The sequence below is a fragment of the Psychromonas marina genome, assembly GCF_030161115.1.
GTDB lineage: Bacteria > Pseudomonadota > Gammaproteobacteria > Enterobacterales > Psychromonadaceae > Psychromonas > Psychromonas marina.
On sequence record NZ_BSPQ01000010.1, the window covers coordinates 174,150 to 195,372 of the forward strand.

Annotated in this window: 23 protein-coding genes; 17 read left to right on the forward strand and 6 right to left on the reverse strand. The window is 37.4% G+C overall.

The features are described 5' to 3' along the window. Positions 1-30: 30 nt before the first annotated feature. Entirely contained in the window at positions 31-1,407 is a 1,377-nt protein-coding gene (locus QQK09_RS11580) for a heavy metal sensor histidine kinase (protein WP_284204304.1), read from the reverse strand. Between the two features lie 271 nt (positions 1,408-1,678). On the opposite strand from QQK09_RS11580, the gene QQK09_RS11585 reads away from it, so the two are divergent. The 6 genes from QQK09_RS11585 (at position 1,679) to QQK09_RS11610 (ending at position 6,411) form a co-directional block, all read left to right on the forward strand. After that, positions 1,679-2,035, forward strand: coding sequence for a DUF3316 domain-containing protein (locus QQK09_RS11585; RefSeq protein WP_284204305.1), 357 nt, complete (start codon positions 1,679-1,681; stop codon positions 2,033-2,035). Between the two features lie 556 nt (positions 2,036-2,591). After that, positions 2,592-2,948, forward strand: a complete 357-nt coding sequence (locus QQK09_RS11590) for a DUF3316 domain-containing protein (RefSeq protein ID WP_284204306.1) — start codon at positions 2,592-2,594, stop codon at positions 2,946-2,948. A gap of 509 nt (positions 2,949-3,457) precedes the next feature. Next, entirely contained in the window at positions 3,458-3,814 is a 357-nt protein-coding gene (locus tag QQK09_RS11595; RefSeq protein ID WP_284204307.1) for a DUF3316 domain-containing protein, read from the forward strand. Between the two features lie 322 nt (positions 3,815-4,136). Next, complete coding sequence (locus QQK09_RS11600) at positions 4,137-4,826, forward strand: heavy metal response regulator transcription factor (RefSeq protein ID WP_284204308.1); 690 nt, start codon at positions 4,137-4,139, stop codon at positions 4,824-4,826. A 483-nt stretch (positions 4,827-5,309) separates the two neighbouring features. Continuing rightward, positions 5,310-5,621: a DUF3861 domain-containing protein gene (locus tag QQK09_RS11605; protein WP_284204309.1), complete on the forward strand. Its 312-nt coding sequence runs from the start codon at positions 5,310-5,312 to the stop codon at positions 5,619-5,621. 19 nt (positions 5,622-5,640) lie between these two features. Further along, complete coding sequence (locus tag QQK09_RS11610; RefSeq protein WP_284204310.1) at positions 5,641-6,411, forward strand: glutathione S-transferase family protein; 771 nt, start codon at positions 5,641-5,643, stop codon at positions 6,409-6,411. A gap of 38 nt (positions 6,412-6,449) precedes the next feature. Here the strand turns inward: QQK09_RS11610 and QQK09_RS11615 are convergent, their stop codons facing one another. Further along, complete coding sequence (locus QQK09_RS11615; protein ID WP_284204311.1) at positions 6,450-7,019, reverse strand: hypothetical protein; 570 nt, start codon at positions 7,017-7,019, stop codon at positions 6,450-6,452. A gap of 345 nt (positions 7,020-7,364) precedes the next feature. Between QQK09_RS11615 and QQK09_RS11620 the strand changes: the two genes are divergently transcribed. From QQK09_RS11620 to QQK09_RS11640, 5 genes are all read left to right on the forward strand, one after another. Then, positions 7,365-8,150: a phytanoyl-CoA dioxygenase family protein gene (locus QQK09_RS11620; protein ID WP_284204312.1), complete on the forward strand. Its 786-nt coding sequence runs from the start codon at positions 7,365-7,367 to the stop codon at positions 8,148-8,150. A gap of 142 nt (positions 8,151-8,292) precedes the next feature. Next, a complete protein-coding gene (gene yvcK / locus QQK09_RS11625) occupies positions 8,293-9,207 on the forward strand; it encodes a uridine diphosphate-N-acetylglucosamine-binding protein YvcK (RefSeq protein ID WP_284204313.1) in 915 nt (304 codons plus the stop codon). Positions 9,208-9,711: 504 nt separating this feature from the next. After that, a complete protein-coding gene (locus QQK09_RS11630; RefSeq protein WP_284204314.1) occupies positions 9,712-10,557 on the forward strand; it encodes a DUF6279 family lipoprotein in 846 nt (281 codons plus the stop codon). A gap of 147 nt (positions 10,558-10,704) precedes the next feature. Further along, entirely contained in the window at positions 10,705-10,965 is a 261-nt protein-coding gene (locus QQK09_RS11635) for a hypothetical protein (protein WP_284204315.1), read from the forward strand. A 196-nt stretch (positions 10,966-11,161) separates the two neighbouring features. Next, positions 11,162-11,821, forward strand: a complete 660-nt coding sequence (locus tag QQK09_RS11640) for a YceH family protein (RefSeq protein ID WP_284204384.1) — start codon at positions 11,162-11,164, stop codon at positions 11,819-11,821. A gap of 49 nt (positions 11,822-11,870) precedes the next feature. Here QQK09_RS11640 and QQK09_RS11645 read toward each other — a convergent pair whose 3' ends face one another. Continuing rightward, on the reverse strand, positions 11,871-12,740 hold the full coding sequence (locus QQK09_RS11645; protein WP_284204316.1) for an AraC family transcriptional regulator: 870 nt from the start codon (positions 12,738-12,740) through the stop codon (positions 11,871-11,873). A 277-nt stretch (positions 12,741-13,017) separates the two neighbouring features. Here QQK09_RS11645 and QQK09_RS11650 point away from each other — a divergent pair, with 277 nt between their 5' ends. The 3 genes from QQK09_RS11650 to QQK09_RS11660 all read left to right on the forward strand — a co-directional run bounded on the left by QQK09_RS11650 (position 13,018) and on the right by QQK09_RS11660 (position 15,068). Next, entirely contained in the window at positions 13,018-13,530 is a 513-nt protein-coding gene (locus QQK09_RS11650) for a methylated-DNA--[protein]-cysteine S-methyltransferase (RefSeq protein WP_348532710.1), read from the forward strand. Between the two features lie 216 nt (positions 13,531-13,746). After that, positions 13,747-14,655 carry a DMT family transporter gene (locus QQK09_RS11655; RefSeq protein WP_284204318.1) on the forward strand — a complete coding sequence of 303 codons (909 nt, stop codon included), beginning with the start codon at positions 13,747-13,749 and terminating at the stop codon, positions 14,653-14,655. Positions 14,656-14,840: 185 nt separating this feature from the next. Continuing rightward, a complete protein-coding gene (locus QQK09_RS11660; RefSeq protein WP_284204319.1) occupies positions 14,841-15,068 on the forward strand; it encodes a hypothetical protein in 228 nt (75 codons plus the stop codon). 108 nt (positions 15,069-15,176) lie between these two features. Here QQK09_RS11660 and QQK09_RS11665 read toward each other — a convergent pair whose 3' ends face one another. Beyond that, complete coding sequence (locus QQK09_RS11665) at positions 15,177-15,662, reverse strand: VOC family protein (RefSeq protein ID WP_284204320.1); 486 nt, start codon at positions 15,660-15,662, stop codon at positions 15,177-15,179. A gap of 202 nt (positions 15,663-15,864) precedes the next feature. On the opposite strand from QQK09_RS11665, the gene QQK09_RS11670 reads away from it, so the two are divergent. After that, the gene (locus QQK09_RS11670) at positions 15,865-16,305 is read left to right on the forward strand and encodes a GNAT family N-acetyltransferase (protein WP_284204321.1); all 441 of its coding nucleotides are present in this window, start codon (positions 15,865-15,867) and stop codon (positions 16,303-16,305) included. 68 nt (positions 16,306-16,373) lie between these two features. Here the strand turns inward: QQK09_RS11670 and ettA are convergent, their stop codons facing one another. Then, complete coding sequence (gene ettA / locus QQK09_RS11675) at positions 16,374-18,041, reverse strand: energy-dependent translational throttle protein EttA (RefSeq protein ID WP_284204322.1); 1,668 nt, start codon at positions 18,039-18,041, stop codon at positions 16,374-16,376. A gap of 201 nt (positions 18,042-18,242) precedes the next feature. Next, positions 18,243-19,004 (reverse strand): hypothetical protein, encoded by a 762-nt coding sequence (locus tag QQK09_RS11680; protein WP_284204323.1) that lies wholly within the window; start codon positions 19,002-19,004, stop codon positions 18,243-18,245. A 268-nt stretch (positions 19,005-19,272) separates the two neighbouring features. Here QQK09_RS11680 and glyA point away from each other — a divergent pair, with 268 nt between their 5' ends. Both glyA and nrdR read left to right on the forward strand, forming a co-directional pair. Further along, a complete protein-coding gene (glyA, locus tag QQK09_RS11685; RefSeq protein WP_284204324.1) occupies positions 19,273-20,538 on the forward strand; it encodes a serine hydroxymethyltransferase in 1,266 nt (421 codons plus the stop codon). A gap of 210 nt (positions 20,539-20,748) precedes the next feature. Next, complete coding sequence (gene nrdR / locus QQK09_RS11690; protein WP_284204385.1) at positions 20,749-21,198, forward strand: transcriptional regulator NrdR; 450 nt, start codon at positions 20,749-20,751, stop codon at positions 21,196-21,198. Positions 21,199-21,223: the final 25 nt, after the last annotated feature.

Here is a 21,223-nt window from a genome sequence, read left to right on the forward strand (position 1 = left end):
ATTATTACTCCCAAAGGGATCATATAAAACTTAAGCTTTTTTTAGATTTAATGTAAAAACCGTTTCATTTTCATGGGATGAAACGTGTAAATCCCCCCCGTGCGCTCTAGCAATCGATTGTGTAATAGCAAGCCCAAGTCCAAGCCCTGCTTGCTCTTCTGTATTGTGAGTTCGAGACTTATCAACCCGATAAAACCGTTCAAATAGATGTGGTAAATGCTCAGGAGCAATCGTTTCACCTTTATTGGTAATCGCAATAACGACATCACTTTTTGTTGTGGTGATAGCGATAGCAATAACACTATTATCAAAACCATGGCGAAGTGCATTGGAAATTAGGTTGCTAAACGCTCTTTTTAACATGAATTTGTCGCCCTGCACGCTGGCCTGACCGGTTATGTTAAATGTTATCTGGTTTTCTTCGGCTAACGCATCATAAAATTCACAAAGCTTCACTAACTCCTGATCAAGTGACAGCAACTCTGTTGATTGTAAAATAAGTGCATTTTCTACTTTTGCCAAAAATAACATATCTGAGATCATACGTGTTAAGTGTTCATACTCCTCACAATTAGACGCTAATATATGTCGATATTCTTGCTCTGTTCTTGGTTTTGAAAGTGATACTTGTGTTTGCATCATTAAATTATTAATCGGGGTGCGCAGTTCATGGGCAATATCGGAAGAGAAGTTAGATAATCGCTCAAAAGAGTACTCTAATCGCTTGAGCATTTTGTTTAAGTTCATTGAAAGCCCTGCGATCTCAATGGGGAGATTTTTTACCGGCATGCGTTGATCAATATCGTGAACAGAGATCAGCATCGCTTGTTTACTTAGGATTTGTAGTGGTTGTAAGCCGCGCTTGGTAATAAACCAACTTAGTATCGCGGTCACTATTCCTGCAATAATAATAAAATCTATCATCATGCTTTTAAAACTTTTCAAAAACAGTGCATCTACTTTAGTATTACGTGCCAGCAGAATCGTCAGAGGCTCTTCGGAATATTGCTCTGAAAAGACGACAAATTTTATACCGTTATAGGGCTGTTTATTGGATACCCATTGAAATAAATCATTGTTTTTATAATACTTATCGCTAAAAAAGTCCTGAGGTATAGTGACAAAGCTGGAGCTATAAAGAGATTTGTTTTTGTGTTTGACCTCTACTATAAAGCCAACATGTCGTTCTAAATAATTTAAAATAGTTGGGAAGTCATTATCAAAATGATCACCCTTTATATGCGTTTTAATTTGCTTAACTTTGTTTAATAATATTTTTCTATTATTTTTTACAAAGTGCTGTTCTACCGAGTAACTGATAAAAACATATAAAATAGAAACAACAACCATTGTCGCTAAGGAAAAAAAACAGGAAAGACGAAGTGTTAAAGATCGTTGTAAAATCATAAGGTTCCCTGAAAGCAAAACAAAAATATTTGAGAACTATATTGTATATTAGTTATTGCAGGTTGTTATATTTGATTCCTAAATATGAGATTTTAGATTAATTTTTAACCGTGTTGTTAACTTTTATTTCGGGTACGGGCCTGTTTTTAAAGGGGTTTTTATTAAGTGACAAAATTGTCACTTTGCTGTTGGGTTTAGGTCATAGTGCCTGCGCTATTGTATCGGTATACCAAGCAAACAGAGCTTATTTAATCCAATAGAGGACAACAAAATGAAATTAATTAAAAAATCACTTATCGCTTCAGCAATGGTCATTCTTAGCACACAAGCATTTGCAGTAAACCAATTCCATCATCATGCAAATGAAACTTACTTTCAAGATGAAGTAGTAAAAACAGTTGATGCAGACACTAAAGCTGCAGCTTATGAATTAGGTCTTAACAAATTAACTGATTTAAAAGCAGCGACGCCAAGCCAGCTAGAAAAAGATCTTGGTGGCGTTTCTATGCAGACATCTGGTGTTTATATTGAAGATGGCGCATATGTCACCGTTGCAGAAAAAATGAATGCAGATGGTCAAATGGTTTATACTGGACTAGTACATTTTTCTATTACTTATGCAGAATAAAAACTGATTTTTATTGTATAGCTAAACTATTTGAAAATGTAAGCTCAGTTTTTCAGAGTCGATCAATTTATAATATTAAGGAGTTGTATCTTCTTGAGGAATTTTGATCAGACTATCAATGGATAAAAAAGAGAGCTTGCAGCTTACTGATGCCGATATCTTCAAGTAGTTTGAGCATGAGTCAAAAAAACCGCCATTTGTATGAATGGCGGTTTTTTTTGGTTTGTACAGAATGATTCATGGGCTTTGATAGCGAATGGATACGTGCTTGATAGTCGGTTGGCACTAATACAGCAAATACTCCACTCTGTTATAACTTCTTTTCTGTTCTTTTAGATTAATTTACAATTGTTCTTCTATGTAAAATAAACCTGTTATTTTATTTAAAATCATGGGGTTGTCTGTTTTTGGTGTGGAGGTTTTTTCGTGTTAAATAATTCTTTTTATTAAGTGACGAAATTGTCATTTTTCTGTTGGGTTTAGGTCAGAGAGGCTGCGCTATTATACCGCCATACCAAGCAAACTTAGCTTATTTAATCCAATAGAGGACAACAAAATGAAATTAATTAAAAAATCACTTATCGCTTCAGCAATGGTCATTCTTAGCACACAAGCATTTGCAGTAAACCAATTCCATCATCATGCAAATGAAACTTACTTTCAAGATGAAGTAGTAACAACAGTTGCTGCTGACACTAAAGCTGCAGCTTATGAATTAGGTCTTAACAAATTAACTGATTTAAAAGCGGCGACGCCAAGCCAATTAGAAAAAGATCTTGGTGGCATATCTATGCAGACAGCTGGTGTTTATATTGAAGATGGTTCATATATCACTGTTGCAGAAAAAATGGGTGCAGATGGTCAAATGCTTTATACCGGAGTTGTACATCTCTCTATTACTTATTCAGAATAATAAGCTATTTTATTGTGTAGCTAAACTATTTGAAAATGTAAGCTCAGTTTTTCAGAGTTGATCAATTTTGATCAGACTATCGATGGATAAAAAAGAGAGCTTGCAGCTTACTGATGCCGATATCTTCAAGTAGTTTGAGCATGAGTCAAAAAAACCGCCATTTTTATGAATGGCGGTTTTTTTTGGTTTGTGCAGAATGATTCATGGGCTTTGATAGCGAATGGATACGTGCTTGATAGTACGTTGGCACTAATACACTCCACTCTGTTATAACTTATTTTCTGTTCTTTTAGATTATTTAGATTAATTTACAATTGTTCTTCTATGTAAAATAAACCTGTTATTTCATTTAAAATCAGGGGGGTGTCTGTGTTTTTTCGTGTTAAATAATTCTTTTTATTAAGTGACGAAATTGTCATTTTTCTGTTGGGTTTAGGTCAGAGAGGCTGCGTTATTATACCGCCATACCAAGCAAACATAGCTTATTTAATCCAATAGAGGAAAACAAAATGAAATTAATTAAAAAATCACTTATCGCTTCAGCAATGGTCATTCTTAGCACGCAAGCATTTGCAGTAAATCATTTTCATCATCATGCAAATGAAACTTACTTTCAAGATGAAGTAGTAACAACAGTTGCTGCTGACACTAAAGCTGCCGCTTATGAATTAGGTCTTAACAAATTAACTGATTTAAAAGTGGCGACGCCAAGCCAATTAGAAAAAGATCTTGGTGGCATATCTATGCAGACAGCTGGTGTTTATATTGAAGATGGTTCATATATCACTGTTGCAGAAAAAATGGGTGCAGATGGTCAAATGCTTTATACCGGAGTTGTACATCTCTCTATTACTTATTCAGAATAATAAGCTATTTTATTGTGTAGCTAAACTATTTGAAAATGTAGGATTCAGATTTTGTTCAGAGTCGATCAATTTATAGTTTTAAGGTGTTGTATCTCTCTGATGAAACTTGATCTGACTCTCGACTTTTAAAAAAGGGATCCTAGCTCCTTGCTGATGTCGGCATCTTCAAGTAGTTTGGTAATTAATCAACAAAACCCGCCATTTGCATGAATGGCGGGTTTTATTTGTTAATTAAATGGATAAAAATTTTAGTTTTATCTTCATAAAATTGAAGATATTTATCATACAAAAGGCGAGTCCTAGATAAGGTAAGGGTAAATAGATGAAATTATTAATTGTCGAAGATGAAGCTAAAACCGGTGAATATTTAAAAAAAGGCCTGACAGAGTCAGGTTTTAATGTTGAGTTGGCCGTTAATGGTTTAGATGCGTTGTATCAAGCAATGTCCGAAGATTACGATCTAATTTTGTTGGATATTATGTTACCTAAATTAGATGGTTGGCAAGTATTGCAAACACTACGCAATAATAATTCAGATGTACCGGTATTAATGCTCACCGCAAGAGATAAAATAGAAGATCGTGTCAGAGGTTTAGAGCTTGGCGCAGATGATTATTTGGTTAAACCTTTCGCCTTTGTTGAATTGCTTGCTCGGATTCGAAATATTCTGAGAAGAAAAACCTCCGTGACCGTTGATGAGAAAACCCTCAGTATTGCAAATCTGCAATTAGATTTAAAACGACGTATTGCCTACAGGGAAAAAGAAGCCATTCATTTAACCGCAAAAGAGTTTTCATTATTAGTGTTTTTAATGGAACGTCGTGGTGAAGTACTGTCTCGTTCATTGATTGCCTCGCAAGTCTGGGACATGAATTTTGACAGTGATACTAATGTGATTGATGTTGCTATTAGGCGATTGCGAAACAAAGTAGATAAACCTTTTACACCTCACCTGATTCATACCATCAGAGGGATGGGCTATGTACTTGATGAGAGTGCTCCCTTACCCTAGTAAACATAACATTCAGTTGTTATACCTATTGCTTATTACCTTTTTGAAAGCAACTAACTATATTAATAGCGGGTCAATCTAACCTGTTAGATGCAGTTCTGTTCGCGTTAACATTTACCAAAAAAGAGTAATCCTCAATATCCACTCTCCCAGCGAGTATTTTTTTCTGTATCACTTTTACCCCTCTTTTTGCTTAAAAGACTTTTTTATACCGAGGGTCAAGCCTTCGATATTCCAACCCTCTTGTACTACTAACTTTTTCCGGCGCAATATTTGAATACTCATAAATGGACTTAGTTTATGTGAAATAAGCTCCGCTGAGTGAAGTTGTGTTTTATCTGAAATTTATAATCCCTTCAATATCAATCAGCTCAGCCTGTTTTTAATGTTTTCTGAAAATTACTCTATGAATGTAGGTTGATATTGTCAACCATGTGCGTGCATAGTTGTCTTTATCAACTAACTGCGGTACGGAGAACAATAATGATGTCAAAAATAAAATCAGAAAATAACTATCGAGTGACCATCGAGCAAGTGAACGCTAGCGATAATGGAAAAACATTACAGTTTGAATTTGAAGACCGAGAGGATCTATTTAATGTTGTTGAAAATTTAAAAAAAGGCAGTGGATTAGAAGCGCCGATAGCAACCAGAGTCGCTGTTGCACTGCGTTTGTTAGGACCGGTCATGATGAAAAATCGTAAACATGCACTGTTTATCGATTTTATGCCTCACTTTAAAGTATTTATGCAACATTTAAAAAATACGGTAAAAAAGAGCGCGCAAGAGAAGTAAATATTAAGAGGTAAAAAATATGGCTATTATCACACCAACAAATAAATCAGTATTAAGTCTTAAAGGGTTACACCTTTACCATACAGGATTTTCTAATTGTGCAATGCGCGTCAGAATGACGTTGGAAGAGAAGGGACTAGAGTGGGTCAGTCACCCCATTGACCTGATGAAAGATGAAAATTTAAGTGCAGAATATATAGGAATCAATCCTAATGCTGTTGTACCAACCCTAGTTGATGATGGTGTTGTGATTATCGACTCGGCGGATATTATTGATTATCTTAATGAGAAGTTTACATCTGGTTCACTGAGCCCTAATACTAATAGTGACCAACAACAAATGTATGATTGGATTTATCTTGCGAGAGATAATCACCTTTCTATTAAAACTTACATGTATAGCAATATGCGCGGTCTTCCAAGCAGAAAAAAATCAGCGCAACAGATGGATGAATACCGTAATAAACAAACCTTTGATGCAGCATTAGTTGAGTTTCATGAGCGTAACAGTTCTGAACAGGGCTTTAGCCAAAAGGAGTTGCACAAGGCTAAAACTGTAATTGATGATTGTTTTCAAAAAATGGATAATCGACTTAAAGACAATCCATGGCTAGCGGGTGATCATTTTTCCCTCGCAGATATTGCTTGGATACCACAGTTGGTAATACTCAAGGTAGTAGGATATCCATTGGAAAATTATCCTCATTTAGAAAAGTGGAAAGCGTCGATTATTGAGCGTCCGAGCTTTAAAAATGGCGTATTAGCTTGGCTACCTGCAATGGCAAAATAATAGACGGTTATGTGCATGTTTCTTTTAGCGTAAAGCCACTAATTATTCGTTTGTGATGTTATGGCGCCCAGAGAGTTCTGTGATTGCTCATTATCAATGATGTTCTCTGCTGAACTCTCTACCATCTGTGTTATTTCGTAACTATTTTCCTGAAACGCAACTAAATTTTTAACTAATTCAGGAAGAACATTGTTGTAAAAGGTACTGTTATAATCGCCTACAGCAGTGGGTAATGTTTTAATAAATAAAGTGACTTGTTGGTGAACTGTTTCGAAATTAGCAGTATCGGGACCACCAATCGGCATTGCATTGATAACACTTTCAAGTAGTTGTTCCCCATAAGCAATGCTTTGAGGAGTAACTTTTTGAAAAACAAAAAAGTTATTGGCAATGCGATATAGCGATTCATACTCAGCAATGGATAAAGTTTGCTGTTCTACTAGGCGCTTCAAATTCAATTTATAATTATCTTTCATGCTTGCTACACGTAATAGAATTGCCTTCTTATTTTCCTCTATCGCTCTTTTTTTCTGTGTTTCTATATAAAAATATAAAATAACCAGTAACACCAAAAGTGCTATTACAAAATATGAGATAACTTTTAACATCTATTTATTCCAAGATAAGGACTCGTCGAGTCTAATAAGGTGGTTAAGTAAAATTGTAATAGGAATTAAAGCAGATAAGGACAGCTAACCGTCGACTGTAAAACAATATTTCAATTGTATTCAATTATCTATTTAAAATGGAAAGAGTTCAATATATTAACTTGATTTATCGTTGATTGTTTTGATGTGGAAAGAAGGGCGTTGTTTACTCTTTTAACGTTCATATGCACTGCAAATATGATTGCAATGATATAGTGACCTTGTGATCCTGTTTAAAAGTATGAATCATTTTTCTGCGCAAACTCTGATCATCACTTAAACATAAACGCGAGGCAACGAAAGTTAATGGTAGAAAATAGTATTCAATTGAAGAATAAATATGAGCAGCAAGGCTACTTTGTTATGAGGGATTATTTTAGTGGTGCTGAGATCGCCTCATTGAGGAAAGTTGTTTTAACGTTTCATGAACGATGGAAGCAAGACAATCAACAATTTTATCAAGAGGAAGCTTTCAACTCTTCGTTAATAACTGGTACGCAATATTTATCATCCCCAGATCGTGTGCAACTTTTTAACTTTATTAGTTCAAAAAAAATAATGGAGATTGTTGATTCGGTCATACCGACTAATCCCGTATTTATGAACACACAGCTGTTTTTTAATCCTGTTAATCCGCAACAAAAAGATTTTTGGCATCGAGATTGTCAGTATGATCATGATGTTGACGTGCAAAAAAAGGTGATTCACGAAACACAAGTGGTCCACCTTCGTGTGCCTCTTTTTGATGAACTTGGTATGGAACTCGTACCTGAAACCCACAAACGTTGGGATAATGATGAGGAGTTTGCCGTTCGCCAAGAACTTAAGGGAAGAACAAGCAGTGAAAACCTTTCGACGGGTAAACAAATTAAATTAGCGGCTGGGGATTTATTAGTTTTTTCGGCGGATATGATTCATCGTGGTTTATACGGTCTTGATAGACTTGCACTCGATATTTTGGTTTTTGATTCGATGGCCGATTTTACCGATTTCGTGGATGATGATTGTTTACCAAATATGGCGATGCTCGATAAAATTAATGATCCAAGGTTATTTATTAATGCCCTTACATTAAAATCACAGGGGATGTGATGGTGGTTATTAGTGAGTGACACTGGTACCTGAATAGTAAGCCACTAAAACAACACAAATAACGCATATTTGTGAGTAAATGTTACGCTGGTTATCGATTTTAAGTTAAATTACAGACCTAAGTACTAATTAAGATATTGATATGGATGCATATAAAAATAAAAAAATAGTCGCTATTGGTGGTGGTCACGGCTTGGGAAGAATGTTGGCTGCTTTAAAAGGCTTTGGCAGCAACGCAACTGGCATTGTGACTACAACGGATAATGGTGGTTCTACTGGGCGAATTCGTGACTGTCAGGGTGGGATTGCTTGGGGAGATACACGTAACTGTATTAATCAGCTCATTACTGATCCGTCGATCGAATCGATTATGTTTGAATATCGCTTTAAAGGGGCGGGTGAACTTGATGGACATAACCTAGGTAATTTAATGCTGACGGCTTTAGATAACTTGTCGGTTAGACCAATGGAAGCGATTCAACTGATTCGTAAAATGCTGAAAGTTGAAGTGAATATTGTCCCGATGTCTGAGCATCCATCAGACCTCAAAGCATTGGCTACAAACGGTAAATGGACTCACGGTGAAACTAGCGTTGATGAAATGGAAGAGGATCTACTTCGTTTGGATTTAGAGCCTAATGTCCCCGCTACCCATGAAGCAATTGTTGCGATTAATGAAGCTGATTGCATTATTCTCGGGCCGGGTAGTTTCCTCACCAGTATTATGCCCCCATTATTATTGACTGAGATAGGTCATGCTATACGTGATAATCAGCGCGCGAAGCTCATTTTTATTGAAAACCTGTCTCCTGAATATGGGCCGGCAGGAAGAATGGATATTCAGCAGCAACTTGAATGGTGTGAAAGAGCATGTAGCGGTCGTCAAATTGATACTTTAATTGGCGAAAAGAAACATGATGATTTAGATTCAAAATGGCACTTTTATCAAGCAGATTTAGCCTCTGCAAACAGAGATTGGCGTCATGATCGTGATAAGTTGATGGATGTGATTATTGCTCAGTTTGATGAACCAGTTTCGAGCCAATCAATAAAATAAAAAGTACCACTGCTTATCTATCACCCCACCTTTTGAAAAAGATAAGTTGAGTTGTTCGGCCTATTGCTGCAATCCCTTTTGTAGTCATAGGCTATATTTATCAGTAATTTGTTAACTAAAATAACATCCTAAAATACTATTTAAATAAATAAAAACAATGTTTTATAAGTTTGTTGTGTCCTTGCTCGCGAATTCTTTACCCGAACAGTAAATACGATTTCTTTATATCATTGCGCATTATATTGTAGGCAGGGCTTACCGGTGAAAAACGTGAACCAACAAGATAGATCCAATATTCATTTGGATTCGTATTACTTATACCAAAGCAATTAATAAAGTGATCATTCTTGCTGGTTAAAATTATCCCTAACTGCGTTGTGAGTTTTGAAGTGAGAACAACTATCTCCTGCAACTCACGCCTTGTTAGTAATAATTTTTCCTACGCAAACTCTGATCACCTATTAAATTCCTTTGGTATTAATTTAGACATAGTTGGAGATAAGCTTGATTAAACACAAAAAACAGCGCGCTTTTTTATTGATCGTTATGGTGCTTAGTCTCTCGGCATGTAGCTCTAAAATTATTTATAACAATCTTGATTGGCTAACCTATTGGTATATAGATGATTACGTCGCATTAACTGATGAGCAGGAAACGCTATTTGATCCCGTGCTAACACAGTTTTTAGATTGGCATCGACAGTCAGAGTTGCAAAGTTATATAACCCAAATTAAGCGTATTCAAACGGATATAAATAACGGGGTAAAGCGGTCTGATATAGAAGGGTATATAAAAGCGTTTACTGATTCCTGGCAAACTATCTTAGTTAGACTCGAACCGGGGATTGTTAAAGTCGCTTATACCTTAAAAGAGAAGCAAGTTGAGGCATTTTTAAGTACCAATGAACAGCGAAATTTAGATCAAATTGAGGAGCACCAGAGCGAGAGCAAACAGCAACGTTTAGATAATAGGCTTGATAAAATAGAAAATAGAATAGAATCCTATACAGGCAAACTCACCCGTGCACAGAAGCAATTATTAAAAAACAGTAATGATAAATTAATGCCGACCTTTGACGAATGGATCGCATTTCGTCGAGCTTGGTTAAACTCAATCAGCGCTGCGTTTGATTTAAAGTCTGATAAATCTGAATTTGAAAAGGCACTCAGCAGTGCAATACTACAGTCTGAAAATTTACGTTCAGCTACTTTTAAGCAGAAAATAGAACACAATCAAAGGCTGTGGGTCGTCACATTAGAACAGTTAATTAACTCCTTGGATGAAAAGCAACGCAAAAAATTAAATGGCAAACTAGAGGATACAATTGAAGATATTGAAGCACTATTGTAGTTTTATATTTTTACCCGTATCTATGCGAATAAAACCGCTAAAAAATCAAGGTTAATGAAAAAGGTGTGATCTAACTTGCTGTTTAAAAAACTCTATTTTGTAATATAGGGGCTCATAAATTGAATTGTTGGTGAGGAGAGGTTAGTTATGTCAGCTAAAAAACATAAACGTAAAACAGTGAAGCACAGCCAGCATATGAAAAAAGAGCGTGCAACCCCCTCTCTATTAAGTCGGTACCCTCGTTTGTTCTTAGGCAGTGGCATGTTGTTAGTGCTTATTGCTGTCTTATTGTTAACCGTCGGTTATGTCAGCGATGCAAGAGTGGGCTTATCTATGATGGCGCTCTTCTTTGGCGTTGTGTTGGTTATCTTCGCCAATTCAGCATTACCGAAAGCAAATAAGCATTAGAAAAAGAGGTGTTCACTGTTATTGGTTAAATTTACTTTTAACAGTGATATGCGTATTTGAAGTCATATTAATCACTTTCTTCTCCTCTCACTTGGTTAGAGATAATTTTTCTGCATACTCCGATTCTTTTTATTAATCCCCATTGGCTTAACTTCTACTCTATGAATAATCAATATGTTAAGGATACCCACACATGATGAATTTAACGGCTTTGCAAACGCGTATTATTGGTGTGATGCTTGAAAAAGAGAGCACCACACCAGAACATTACCCACTCTCTTTAAATGCGCTCACCAATGCCTGTAATCAAAAAAGCAACCGTGAGCCTGTTTTGTCACTGACAGAAATGGAAGTGCAAAATGCGGTCGATGAATTAATTGATATGAATAAATTGATGATTGATTCAGGGGCTTCGGGACGGGTTAATAAATACAAACATCGTTTCTGTAATACTTCATTTGGTGATTTACAGTTTACAGCTCAACAAAAATCGATTGTATGTGTGTTGTTACTTCGTGGTCCGCAAACACCGGGTGAACTGCGTACACGTACCAACCGATTAGCTAACTTTGCTAACGTAACGGAAGTTGAAAGTGCACTTGAACAGCTACAAAATTTAAACAATAAAACGCTGGTGAAAAAGTTAGCCAGAGAGCCGGGCAAAAGAGAATCTCGCTATGTTCACTTATTCTCTGAGTTTACTGAAACGGAGTTTGTTACCGATCAATCTGCATTGTTAAGTAGCGAACAGACAAAGGCAGGGCAGGGACAACTTGAAGTGAGAGTCGAACAGTTAGAGCAGCAGGTTGTTGAGTTACAAGCTGAATTAACGCGTTTAGCCGCATTATTTGAATAGCAAAAACGAACAAAATCCTCATTCCTCTGCATTAGCTAAACGTAGAGGATTAACTTGCCTTTAAAATACGATATTGGCTAGGAGATACACCCACCAGTTTCTTAAAGTATCGTCCCATATGGCTTTGGTTTGAAAAGCCACACTGCAAGGCAATCTCTGCAACACTTAACGGTTGTGTTGCTATGCGTAATTTCACCTGCTCGATTCTAATCTTTAATAAATAGTTTTGTGGTGTTTGCGCTAAACTTTGTTTAAACATACGGCAAAAATGGTATTCGCTTAATTGCGCTAAGGCAGCCAACTCGACTAAATATATCTGGCGATGAAAATTGGCGTGCATGTAGTCACAAACCAAGCGAGTGACTTTAGGGGATAGACCTCCGGTTACTGGCGAACTGAGTTTTTTGATCCCCATATTTTGTAACATCGACACTAAAATCGTATCTGTTACCTGCTCCATCGCGAGGTGATTGTCGTTATTTTGCCAATCACTGGTTGCCATGCAATGTCTAAATAATGCTTCGGTAGCAGCGTCACTGGTAAAGGTTAGTTCTGGCAGTTGTAATGTACGTGGATCAATATCAAACACCTTTAAAGCTAGCTGCTTAAGGTAATCATCATTAAAATAGAGGTGCATGAATTGTTGGCTTTGTCCAAGTTGCCAGTGGCTTTCTGATTCCTTAGGCATCAAACAAAACTTCCCTGGTGCACCGTGTCCCGATTTTACATCGGTACGTTGTGTTTCATAACCACCTGACAGATATAAACTCAGCGTATGTTGCTTATCATTGACATAAAATATGCGGTCATGCTCATTTTGATAATGAGCCCAGGACAGTGCATCCGTTAACGACTTTTGTCGTAAACAGATTTTACTCGCTGATTGTTCAAAGCTAGTGCTTGTCGGCTCAAGGTGCATGTACTGATATCCATTTCTGACGTTGTTGATCATTAGAAGAAAATACTAGCATTAATGCTAGATAGCTCAACTTATACTCAGTAATGTTGCCTAATAAAGCGCAATATTGTGTTAATTCGAGGCATTGTAAATTGAACACGGTGGGCAATAGTGATAATTGTTCATGTTTCCCCCTATACTCACCGAGCAGGTTAATTCGCATACTGCTTACATTGATGGTATTTTTAGTGCTTTTTAAATCAATATTTTAAATTAACGGTTAATAAGGAAAGTCATGATGACTCAAATTAATATTCAGTATTTCAAACACCCTTATGCTGAATTTGTATTGGGCTCATATCAAGGCAAGCTTTGTTTATGTGATTTTCGCTATAGAAAAATGCGCGAGTCAGTTGATAAGCGTATACAACGAGGTTTAAATGCCTCATATGTGGAACAAACAGATGACATTTTAGAATCTGTAAAAGAGCAGCTTGAAAGCTACTTTCTTGGTGAATTAAGCCGCTTTGATATTCCGCTATTAATGGTCGGCACTGATTTTCAAAAATCGGTATGGCAGGCTTTACAAGCTGTACCTTATGGTGAAACGGCGACTTATCATGGCTTGGCGGTCGCGATAGGAAATGAAAAAGCGGTAAGGGCGGTTGGTAATGCGAATGGAGCAAATGGATTAGCAATCATTATCCCTTGCCATCGTATTATTGGTCGTCAAGGTGCGCTTGTTGGTTATGCTGGTGGGTTACCATTAAAACAACGTTTATTAACGTTAGAACAAAACTTATTTATTTGAGCATTGAGATTATTAATATTCTTCGGATAGATAATAAGAAGGTTATATTTTTACCTATTAATATCGAATAATGTCGCCCTTAAGTAATGAATATTAAGTTCATTTTCTCCTATGAGCATTAAAACGCAATATTATGTTAATGCTCCCTATATCGTGATATTCCCCCAATAATATAAGCAGCATAATATCCCTTAAATTAGTTTATAAGGAATAATTATGTCGGCATTGCTCTATGGTTCAATGATCTTTATTTGGGGATTATCTTGGATCTCTATCAAATGGCAGCACGGTGATGTACCGATGGAGGTTTCTATCTTTTATCGCTTTGCACTTGCTGCGCTGATTATGTTGATTATCGGAAAACTGTGGAACAAGTTGCAACCGGTTAAAATGCAAGACCAGCCTTTTATCGCACTGCAGGGGCTATGTTTATTTTGTTGTAACTTCCTTGCTTTTTACAGTGCGACTTTATATATCGCCAGTGGTTTAGTGGCGGTGTTGATGGCAACAGCCCCTATTTTTAATGCTTTTCACGCAAGGTTATTTTATCAAACTAAGAGTAATGTTAACTTTTGGTTAGGTGCCACACTGGGATTGAGCGGGATTATGTTGTTATTTGCAGGAGACTTGCTTAAAACAGACTGGTCTCAAGATACCCTCTACGGACTGCTTTTGGCGTTATTAGGCACCTGGTGTTTTTCGATTGGCAACATGTTGAGTATTCGTAACAGTAAGCGAAACATTCAACCATTTACCGCCACCAGTTATGCGATGGTTTATGGATGCATCGCACTGTTAGTGATTATTTTAATGCGCGGTTTGCCCTTTGAGTTTAGCTTTTCTGGCCAATATATTGGTAGCTTGTTATATCTTGCTATTCCCGCTTCGGTGCTTGGTTTTACCTTTTATCTTATTCTTGTGGACAGATTAGGGGCAAGTAATGCCGCGTATATATTGGTTATCACCCCGATTGTGGCGTTAACGGCTTCAGCATTGTTTGAAGATTATCAGTGGACACTTTATTCAACCATCGGTTTATTACTGGTTATATTAGGCAATGTGCTAACGCAGCGGAAAAAGCGACTTTATGCAGCTGCTAAAGCACCGTTATTACAGAGTAATTAGCCTTTTATATTGCGTTGAAGCGGTGGGGATTAGTGTTGATTGATGGAATATTTTGATTAAAAGTTGGATTGTAATAAAACTGAAAAGTTTAATAGGCAAGATAATCAACATCAACAGTGAGCAGGCATAAATAATATGTGCCGAACAAGATTAATCAGGATTAATAAAGTTATCAAGGAGTCGCTATGAACGTTGTAACAATTAAAGGTTTTGGTCGTAACGCTAAGTGTCATTCACCAGAGTCACTTCAAGTTATGCTTGTAGAGCGCTATATCAACAAACCTGTTGCTATTATCCAGACATTAAAGTCGGGCCTTAATAAAACATTTTTTGTTACGGTACGTGATGATGGGCGTTTGGTTAAAACGTATAATGAAGCAGAAGAGGTGCCTTTAAGTACCTTTACCTTTTGATTTTTAGCTTTCCACTTTTAGTTTTTTCGTTTCAATCTGCATAGGGATGTTTACACATCCCGCTTTTTTCATGGTAAATCGCGTTAGCGATTTACCATGCTCTTATTTTTATTCATATTCTGACGAGTATGTTTCAGAGTAAGTATGCGAGTAAAGCTCCATTAAGTTACCAAACGGGTCTTCTAAGTAAACCATTTTGTAAGGACGGTTTTCATCTTCAGGGTGATAGCGCATTGTATCCATGCGTGCTTTACCACCGAACTGTGTCACTTTCTCAATTACGCCTTCAAAGTCATCTGTCTCTAATGCGTAATGGAAGATACCAATTTTAGTGAAATCAACAACGTGGCGCTGTTCACGATCAACCATCTCAAATAGTTCAAAGCCGATACCATCTGATGTGACTAAGTGAGCGATGTTAAAGCCTTTAAAGCCTTCGCCAAATACTTCAATACACATTCTACCGATAGCCGTTTGTTTTTCTTCAATCACTTTAGAGTTGCCCATCACGATATCAAGGCCTAACGCTTTAGTATAAAATTCTACTGCTTGGTCCATATCGCCAACCATAATACCTACATGACTCATTTTCATAATAATCTCTCTTTTAATTAGTTGCTTGTTTGTTTTGATGGAGTGAGTATATGGAATGTTTGTTGCGCCGTGAAATTATTAAAAGTTATTCATTTAATAATATTTTGTTATCTATTGTTGGGTTTGAATCACAATAGTATTTTCAGTATATTTACGCTCTCAACCCATTTTGCATAATGTTGGTATTAACCCTAAGGAAATAATGAAAGTTCATTTTGAAATTGGCAGTGTCGATGATGTGTTAACCGCTGATGCGCAAATACCAGAGTTTGATGGTCGAACAACTGAGCAAAAAATACACGCCAGATTTGCAAATAATCATGCGCTTATTCTTATTGCCAAAGTAGGGGAGATACCGGTTGCCTATAAAATCGGTTATGCGTTATCAAAAACACAGTTTTATAGTTGGCTAGGTGGTGTTATCCCTGCTTATCGGAAACAAGGGATTGCTACAACACTGCGTGAAAAACAGGAGTGCTGGGCATTAAGTGCGGGTTATAACGAAATAAGTGTCAAGTCGATGAATCGTTATCCAGGCATGCTGCAGTTGTTGATCAGCAGTGGTTATCAAATCAGTGGCTATGAAAATAATGGTACGACAGACTCAAGTAAAATCTGCTTTAGTAAAGTATTAAGAGAGTGAGGTGGACTATTTATTGATGAGGCTAAATAAATAGGCCGCAAATTTAGCGGCCTGTTCGGTATTAACACTTATTTATTAATACGCTTGTACTTAATACGGTGTGGTTCAGCAGCAGCTGCACCGTAGGTTTTCTTCAACCATGCTTCATAATCGGTGTAGTTACCTTCATAGAAGTTCACTTCACCTTCATCACGATAATCGATGATATGCGTAGCAATTCTGTCTAAGAACCAACGGTCATGCGAGATAACCATTGCACAGCCTGCAAAGCTTAGTAGGGCATCTTCAAGTGCACGCAGTGTTTCGATATCCAAATCATTGGTTGGCTCATCGAGTAACAGCACGTTACCACCTGATTTCAGTAGTTTAGCAAGGTGCAAACGACCACGCTCACCACCAGAAAGGTTACCGACGATTTTTTGCTGATCGGTGCCTTTAAAGTTAAAACGACCTAGGTAAGCACGACTTGGCATTTCGATATTGCCTATTTGGATAATATCACTGCCGCCCGATACTTCTTGGAAGACTGAAACAGTATCATCCATATGATCACGGAACTGATCCACACTTGCTAAATCAACCGATTCACCAATGATGATTTCACCGCTATCGGCTTGTTCATCACCAGAGATCATTTTAAATAGCGTTGATTTACCTGCACCATTGGCACCGATAATACCGACGATTGCACCTTGAGGAATACTCAATGACAAATCGTCGATTAATACACGCCCATCAAATGATTTAGTCAGGTTTTTAATATCAATAACCTGATCACCTAAACGCTGACCGACAGGAATAAATAGCTCGTTAGTTTCGTTACGTTTTTGTAAGTCTTGGTTATTAAGCTCTTCAAAACGAGATAAACGCGCCTTGCTTTTAGACTGGCGGCCTTTGGCATTTGAACGAACCCATTCAAGCTCTGTTTCAATTTGGCGTTGGCGTGCTTTCTCTTGAGAAGCCTCTTGCTTAAGACGTGCATCTTTTTGTTCAAGCCATGAAGAGTAGTTACCTTCCCATGGAATACCGTAACCACGGTCAAGTTCTAAGATCCAACCTGCTACATTATCTAGGAAGTATCGGTCATGGGTAATCGCCACAACAGTACCTTCATAATCGTGTAAGAAACGCTCAAGCCATGCTACTGATTCTGCATCCAAGTGATTGGTTGGTTCATCAAGTAATAGCATGTCTGGCTTTTCAAGCAGTAAACGACACAGTGCAACACGACGACGTTCACCACCAGAAAGCACTTTAATGGGTTGGTCCCAAGCAGGTAAACGCAGTGCATCGGCAGCACGTTCTAGTTGGTTTTCAAGATTATGACCATCATGTGCTTGAATAATATCTTCTAATTGCCCTTGGCGTTTAGCCAGAGCATCAAAGTCTGCGTCTTCTAATGCGTAATCAGCATAAACTTGGTCAAGCTCTGTGAGTGCATTTTTAACTTCAGAAACCGCTTCTTCAATGATTTCGCGTACATTTTTTTCAAGGTCTAATACTGGCTCTTGTGGTAGGTAACCGATTTTTGTGCCAGTTAATGGACGCGCTTCACCTTCAATCTCTTTATCAATGCCAGCCATGATACGAAGTAGAGTTGATTTACCTGAACCATTAAGACCTAATACGCCAATTTTAGCGCCCGGGAAAAAGCTTAGTGAAATATCTTTAAGAATTGTACGTTTTGGAGGAACCACTTTGCTTACGCGGTTCATGGTATAAATAAACTGTGCCATCTTTCACCTTATTATAAGTTATGAGAATAGATGCGGTTATTGTATGCCAGTAGGGCAGGGCGTCAATACTTTGTAGGAATGGATGTAGATAAATAGCACGATCTAGGAATATTATTTCAATTGCTTCGTTATAAGAGATTTGAAGTGGGTCGGGAGCTGCAATAACTCAACCGGTTTGAGTTATTGCAAACTGAGGTGGTTTTAATCAAACAATTTTTCAGTTAAACGAATTAATTCGTCACGTGTTTCTAATGGATTGTTAAGTAATTTATTTTTATCTGGCGTTAGACTTTTACTTTTTTGAGTGTCTTGACTGTAAATATTTTTTTCGTGTATTTGATCGTAGTAATAATAGCTATCCCAGTTCTCACAATCCCAATCTTGATTGTTAGTTGCCTCACATGCTGAAGTACCATATTTGTAAAGGTTGTCGTCGATATTTTTAAATCTAGTCCAGCTTAAAGTATCAATGTCATTCTGATTGTAATTAAATTCCAAGCTATATGTATTACTACTAAAAGGAGTCATTGTGAATAGTTGCGGTAAAAGACCATCAGTGGTTGCAAACTTTAGCGTTAAATCATAACTTTCAATATAATAGTTGTTGTCTTCATCGCGCGCATTTTGTTGTATCACTAAATTTTGTGCTTGATCAAGTTGAATAAAATGGTAGTCATATTGCGTTGTTTCACCATCTGTATCGATTTTATCGACGTAAACTCGTCCGAATAGGTTTACTTCGTCTTGTGCCTCTGAATACCATATTATCTCGTTTTTACAATGCCATTCGCCTTCAAGCTTATAGTAGTTACCGTTTGAATCGGTAACTGTATCAGTGAATTCATGCCAACCATTTTCTTGGCCCTGGCACTCAATATCGTAAACCGCTTTAGTCTCATCGTCATCATCGACACAGGCGCTTAACAAAAAAAGTGATGCGATTGATATTATTACTGCTTTCATGTTGTTCCCTAACTAATTGAATTTTAAACATCTACTTTAACAAAGCGTTTTTAAAACTAAAAGCTTGCTGTATTTTATTGTGATTTAGGTGTGCTATTGAGGTTATTTAATGAAAAAAAACCTAAGGTTAATTTCCCTCATGTTGATTAGCTAAATTATTCATTCCAATTAGTCTATGCAACGGGCAAAACTTTGCGTAAAATGCGCTACATCAAAAAGCATACATAAATTTAACTGACTACCAGTTATTTCAATTAAGGAGAAGCGCATGTTTAACCGCGATATGAATATTGCAGATTATGATCCAGAACTATGGCAATCAATGACGGGTGAAGTACAACGTCAAGAAGATCACATTGAGCTGATTGCATCTGAAAACTACACAAGTCCACGTGTAATGGAAGCGCAAGGTAGTCAACTTACAAATAAATACGCTGAAGGTTACCCTGGTAAGCGTTATTACGGTGGTTGTGAGTATGTTGATGTTGCTGAATCATTAGCAATTGAACGTGCTAAATCTTTGTTTGCAGCTGATTACGCAAATGTTCAACCACATGCTGGTTCACAAGCAAACAGTGCTGTTTATGCTGCACTTTGTAATGCGGGTGATACGGTTTTAGGTATGAGCCTTGCTCACGGTGGTCACTTAACACACGGTGCAAAAGTTAGCTTCTCTGGTAAAACATACAATGCTGTTCAGTACGGAATTAACCCTGATACGGGTATCCTTGATTACGCTGAAGTTGAGCGTTTAGCTGTTGAACATAAACCAAAAATGATCATTGCAGGTTTCTCTGCATACTCAGGTATTGTTGATTGGGCTAAATTTCGTGAAATCGCTGACAAAGTAGGTGCTTACCTATTTGTTGATATGGCGCACGTTGCAGGTTTAGTTGCTGCGGGTCTTTACCCTAACCCAGTACCATTTGCTGATGTTGTTACAACAACGACGCATAAAACATTAGGCGGTCCACGTGGTGGTCTTATCCTTGCTAAAGCTAATGCAGAAATTGAGAAGAAACTAAATTCAGCTGTATTCCCTGGCGGTCAAGGTGGTCCATTAATGCATGTTATCGCTGCTAAAGCGGTTGCATTTAAAGAGTGTGCTGAACCAGAATTCAAAGTATACCAACAGTGTGTTTTAGATAACGCTAAAGCAATGGTTAAAGTATTCCAAGAGCGTGGCTACAAAATCGTTTCTAACGGTACAGAAAACCACCTTTTCCTTGTTGACTTGATCGCTCAAGACATCACGGGTAAAGAAGCAGATGCAGCCCTAGGTCTTGCACATATCACTGTAAACATGAACTCTGTACCAAATGATCCACGTTCTCCATTTGTTACATCTGGCCTGCGTATCGGTACACCTGCACTGACACGTCGTGGTGCAACGGTTGCAGATGCTGCTGAACTTGCTGTTTGGATTTGTGACATCTTAGATGCCATTAAAGACGAAGAGAAACTAGCTGCAACGATTGAAGCAGTTAAAGTTAAGGTTGCTGAGTTCTGTAAAGCGAACCCAGTATACGGATAAATTTATGAAGGTTTTACATTGCCATTGTGCTCTGTAAGTCTGAATATTTTAACGTGAATCTAAAAAATGATAAAAACTGCACAATGTGCAGTTTTTTTTTGCCTTTTTTATCCCCATCTTACTTTAAGATACCTTGCTGAGTTCTTATATTGAAGTATCATGGACAGCTCGATTTATGGTAACTGTTTTCAGATATATGGAGTTGAAGTTATGTATTGTCCTTTTTGTAGCGCACAAGATACCAAAGTGATCGACTCCCGTTTAGTCGCTGATGGATCACAAGTACGCCGCCGCCGCACATGTAATGAGTGTAACGAGCGTTTCACTACCTTTGAAAGTGCTGAATTAGTGATGCCCCGTTTGATTAAATCTGACGGTCGCCGTGAACCTTTTGACGATGAAAAGTTGTTGGTGGGAATTAACCGCGCACTTGAGAAACGCCCTGTCAGTATTGAAGATATCGAAGTCAGCATTAATAAATTAAAATCGACATTACGCGCCACCGGTGAACGAGAAGTCCCTTCTAAAATGGTCGGAGAACTGGTAATGGACTTGCTAAAAAGTCTCGATAAGATCGCTTATATTCGTTTCGCTTCTGTGTATCGCTCTTTTGAAGATGTGAAAGAGTTTGGTGAAGAGATTGCTAAACTTGAAAAATAAGCAGCAGAATATCCATTTTGTTGTT

Bases quoted from the DNA above. Each gene is read 5' to 3' on its own strand.
- QQK09_RS11670 (WP_284204321.1), top strand. From the start codon at position 15,865: ATGAAAGTTCATTTTGAAATTGGCAGTGTCGATGATGTGTTAACCGCT.
- QQK09_RS11595 (WP_284204307.1), top strand. From the start codon at position 3,458: ATGAAATTAATTAAAAAATCACTTATCGCTTCAGCAATGGTCATTCTT.
- QQK09_RS11650 (WP_348532710.1), top strand. From the start codon at position 13,018: ATGACTCAAATTAATATTCAGTATTTCAAACACCCTTATGCTGAATTT.
- QQK09_RS11635 (WP_284204315.1), top strand. From the start codon at position 10,705: ATGTCAGCTAAAAAACATAAACGTAAAACAGTGAAGCACAGCCAGCAT.
- QQK09_RS11590 (WP_284204306.1), top strand. From the start codon at position 2,592: ATGAAATTAATTAAAAAATCACTTATCGCTTCAGCAATGGTCATTCTT.
- QQK09_RS11640 (WP_284204384.1), top strand. From the start codon at position 11,162: ATGAATTTAACGGCTTTGCAAACGCGTATTATTGGTGTGATGCTTGAA.
- QQK09_RS11660 (WP_284204319.1), top strand. From the start codon at position 14,841: ATGAACGTTGTAACAATTAAAGGTTTTGGTCGTAACGCTAAGTGTCAT.
- QQK09_RS11655 (WP_284204318.1), top strand. From the start codon at position 13,747: ATGTCGGCATTGCTCTATGGTTCAATGATCTTTATTTGGGGATTATCT.
- QQK09_RS11580 (WP_284204304.1), bottom strand. From the start codon at position 1,407: ATGATTTTACAACGATCTTTAACACTTCGTCTTTCCTGTTTTTTTTCC.
- QQK09_RS11620 (WP_284204312.1), top strand. From the start codon at position 7,365: ATGGTAGAAAATAGTATTCAATTGAAGAATAAATATGAGCAGCAAGGC.
- QQK09_RS11680 (WP_284204323.1), bottom strand. From the start codon at position 19,004: ATGAAAGCAGTAATAATATCAATCGCATCACTTTTTTTGTTAAGCGCC.
- QQK09_RS11600 (WP_284204308.1), top strand. From the start codon at position 4,137: ATGAAATTATTAATTGTCGAAGATGAAGCTAAAACCGGTGAATATTTA.
- glyA (WP_284204324.1), top strand. From the start codon at position 19,273: ATGTTTAACCGCGATATGAATATTGCAGATTATGATCCAGAACTATGG.
- yvcK (WP_284204313.1), top strand. From the start codon at position 8,293: ATGGATGCATATAAAAATAAAAAAATAGTCGCTATTGGTGGTGGTCAC.
- QQK09_RS11645 (WP_284204316.1), bottom strand. From the start codon at position 12,740: ATGCACCTTGAGCCGACAAGCACTAGCTTTGAACAATCAGCGAGTAAA.
- QQK09_RS11605 (WP_284204309.1), top strand. From the start codon at position 5,310: ATGATGTCAAAAATAAAATCAGAAAATAACTATCGAGTGACCATCGAG.
- QQK09_RS11665 (WP_284204320.1), bottom strand. From the start codon at position 15,662: ATGAAAATGAGTCATGTAGGTATTATGGTTGGCGATATGGACCAAGCA.
- QQK09_RS11610 (WP_284204310.1), top strand. From the start codon at position 5,641: ATGGCTATTATCACACCAACAAATAAATCAGTATTAAGTCTTAAAGGG.
- ettA (WP_284204322.1), bottom strand. From the start codon at position 18,041: ATGGCACAGTTTATTTATACCATGAACCGCGTAAGCAAAGTGGTTCCT.
- QQK09_RS11615 (WP_284204311.1), bottom strand. From the start codon at position 7,019: ATGTTAAAAGTTATCTCATATTTTGTAATAGCACTTTTGGTGTTACTG.
- nrdR (WP_284204385.1), top strand. From the start codon at position 20,749: ATGTATTGTCCTTTTTGTAGCGCACAAGATACCAAAGTGATCGACTCC.
- QQK09_RS11585 (WP_284204305.1), top strand. From the start codon at position 1,679: ATGAAATTAATTAAAAAATCACTTATCGCTTCAGCAATGGTCATTCTT.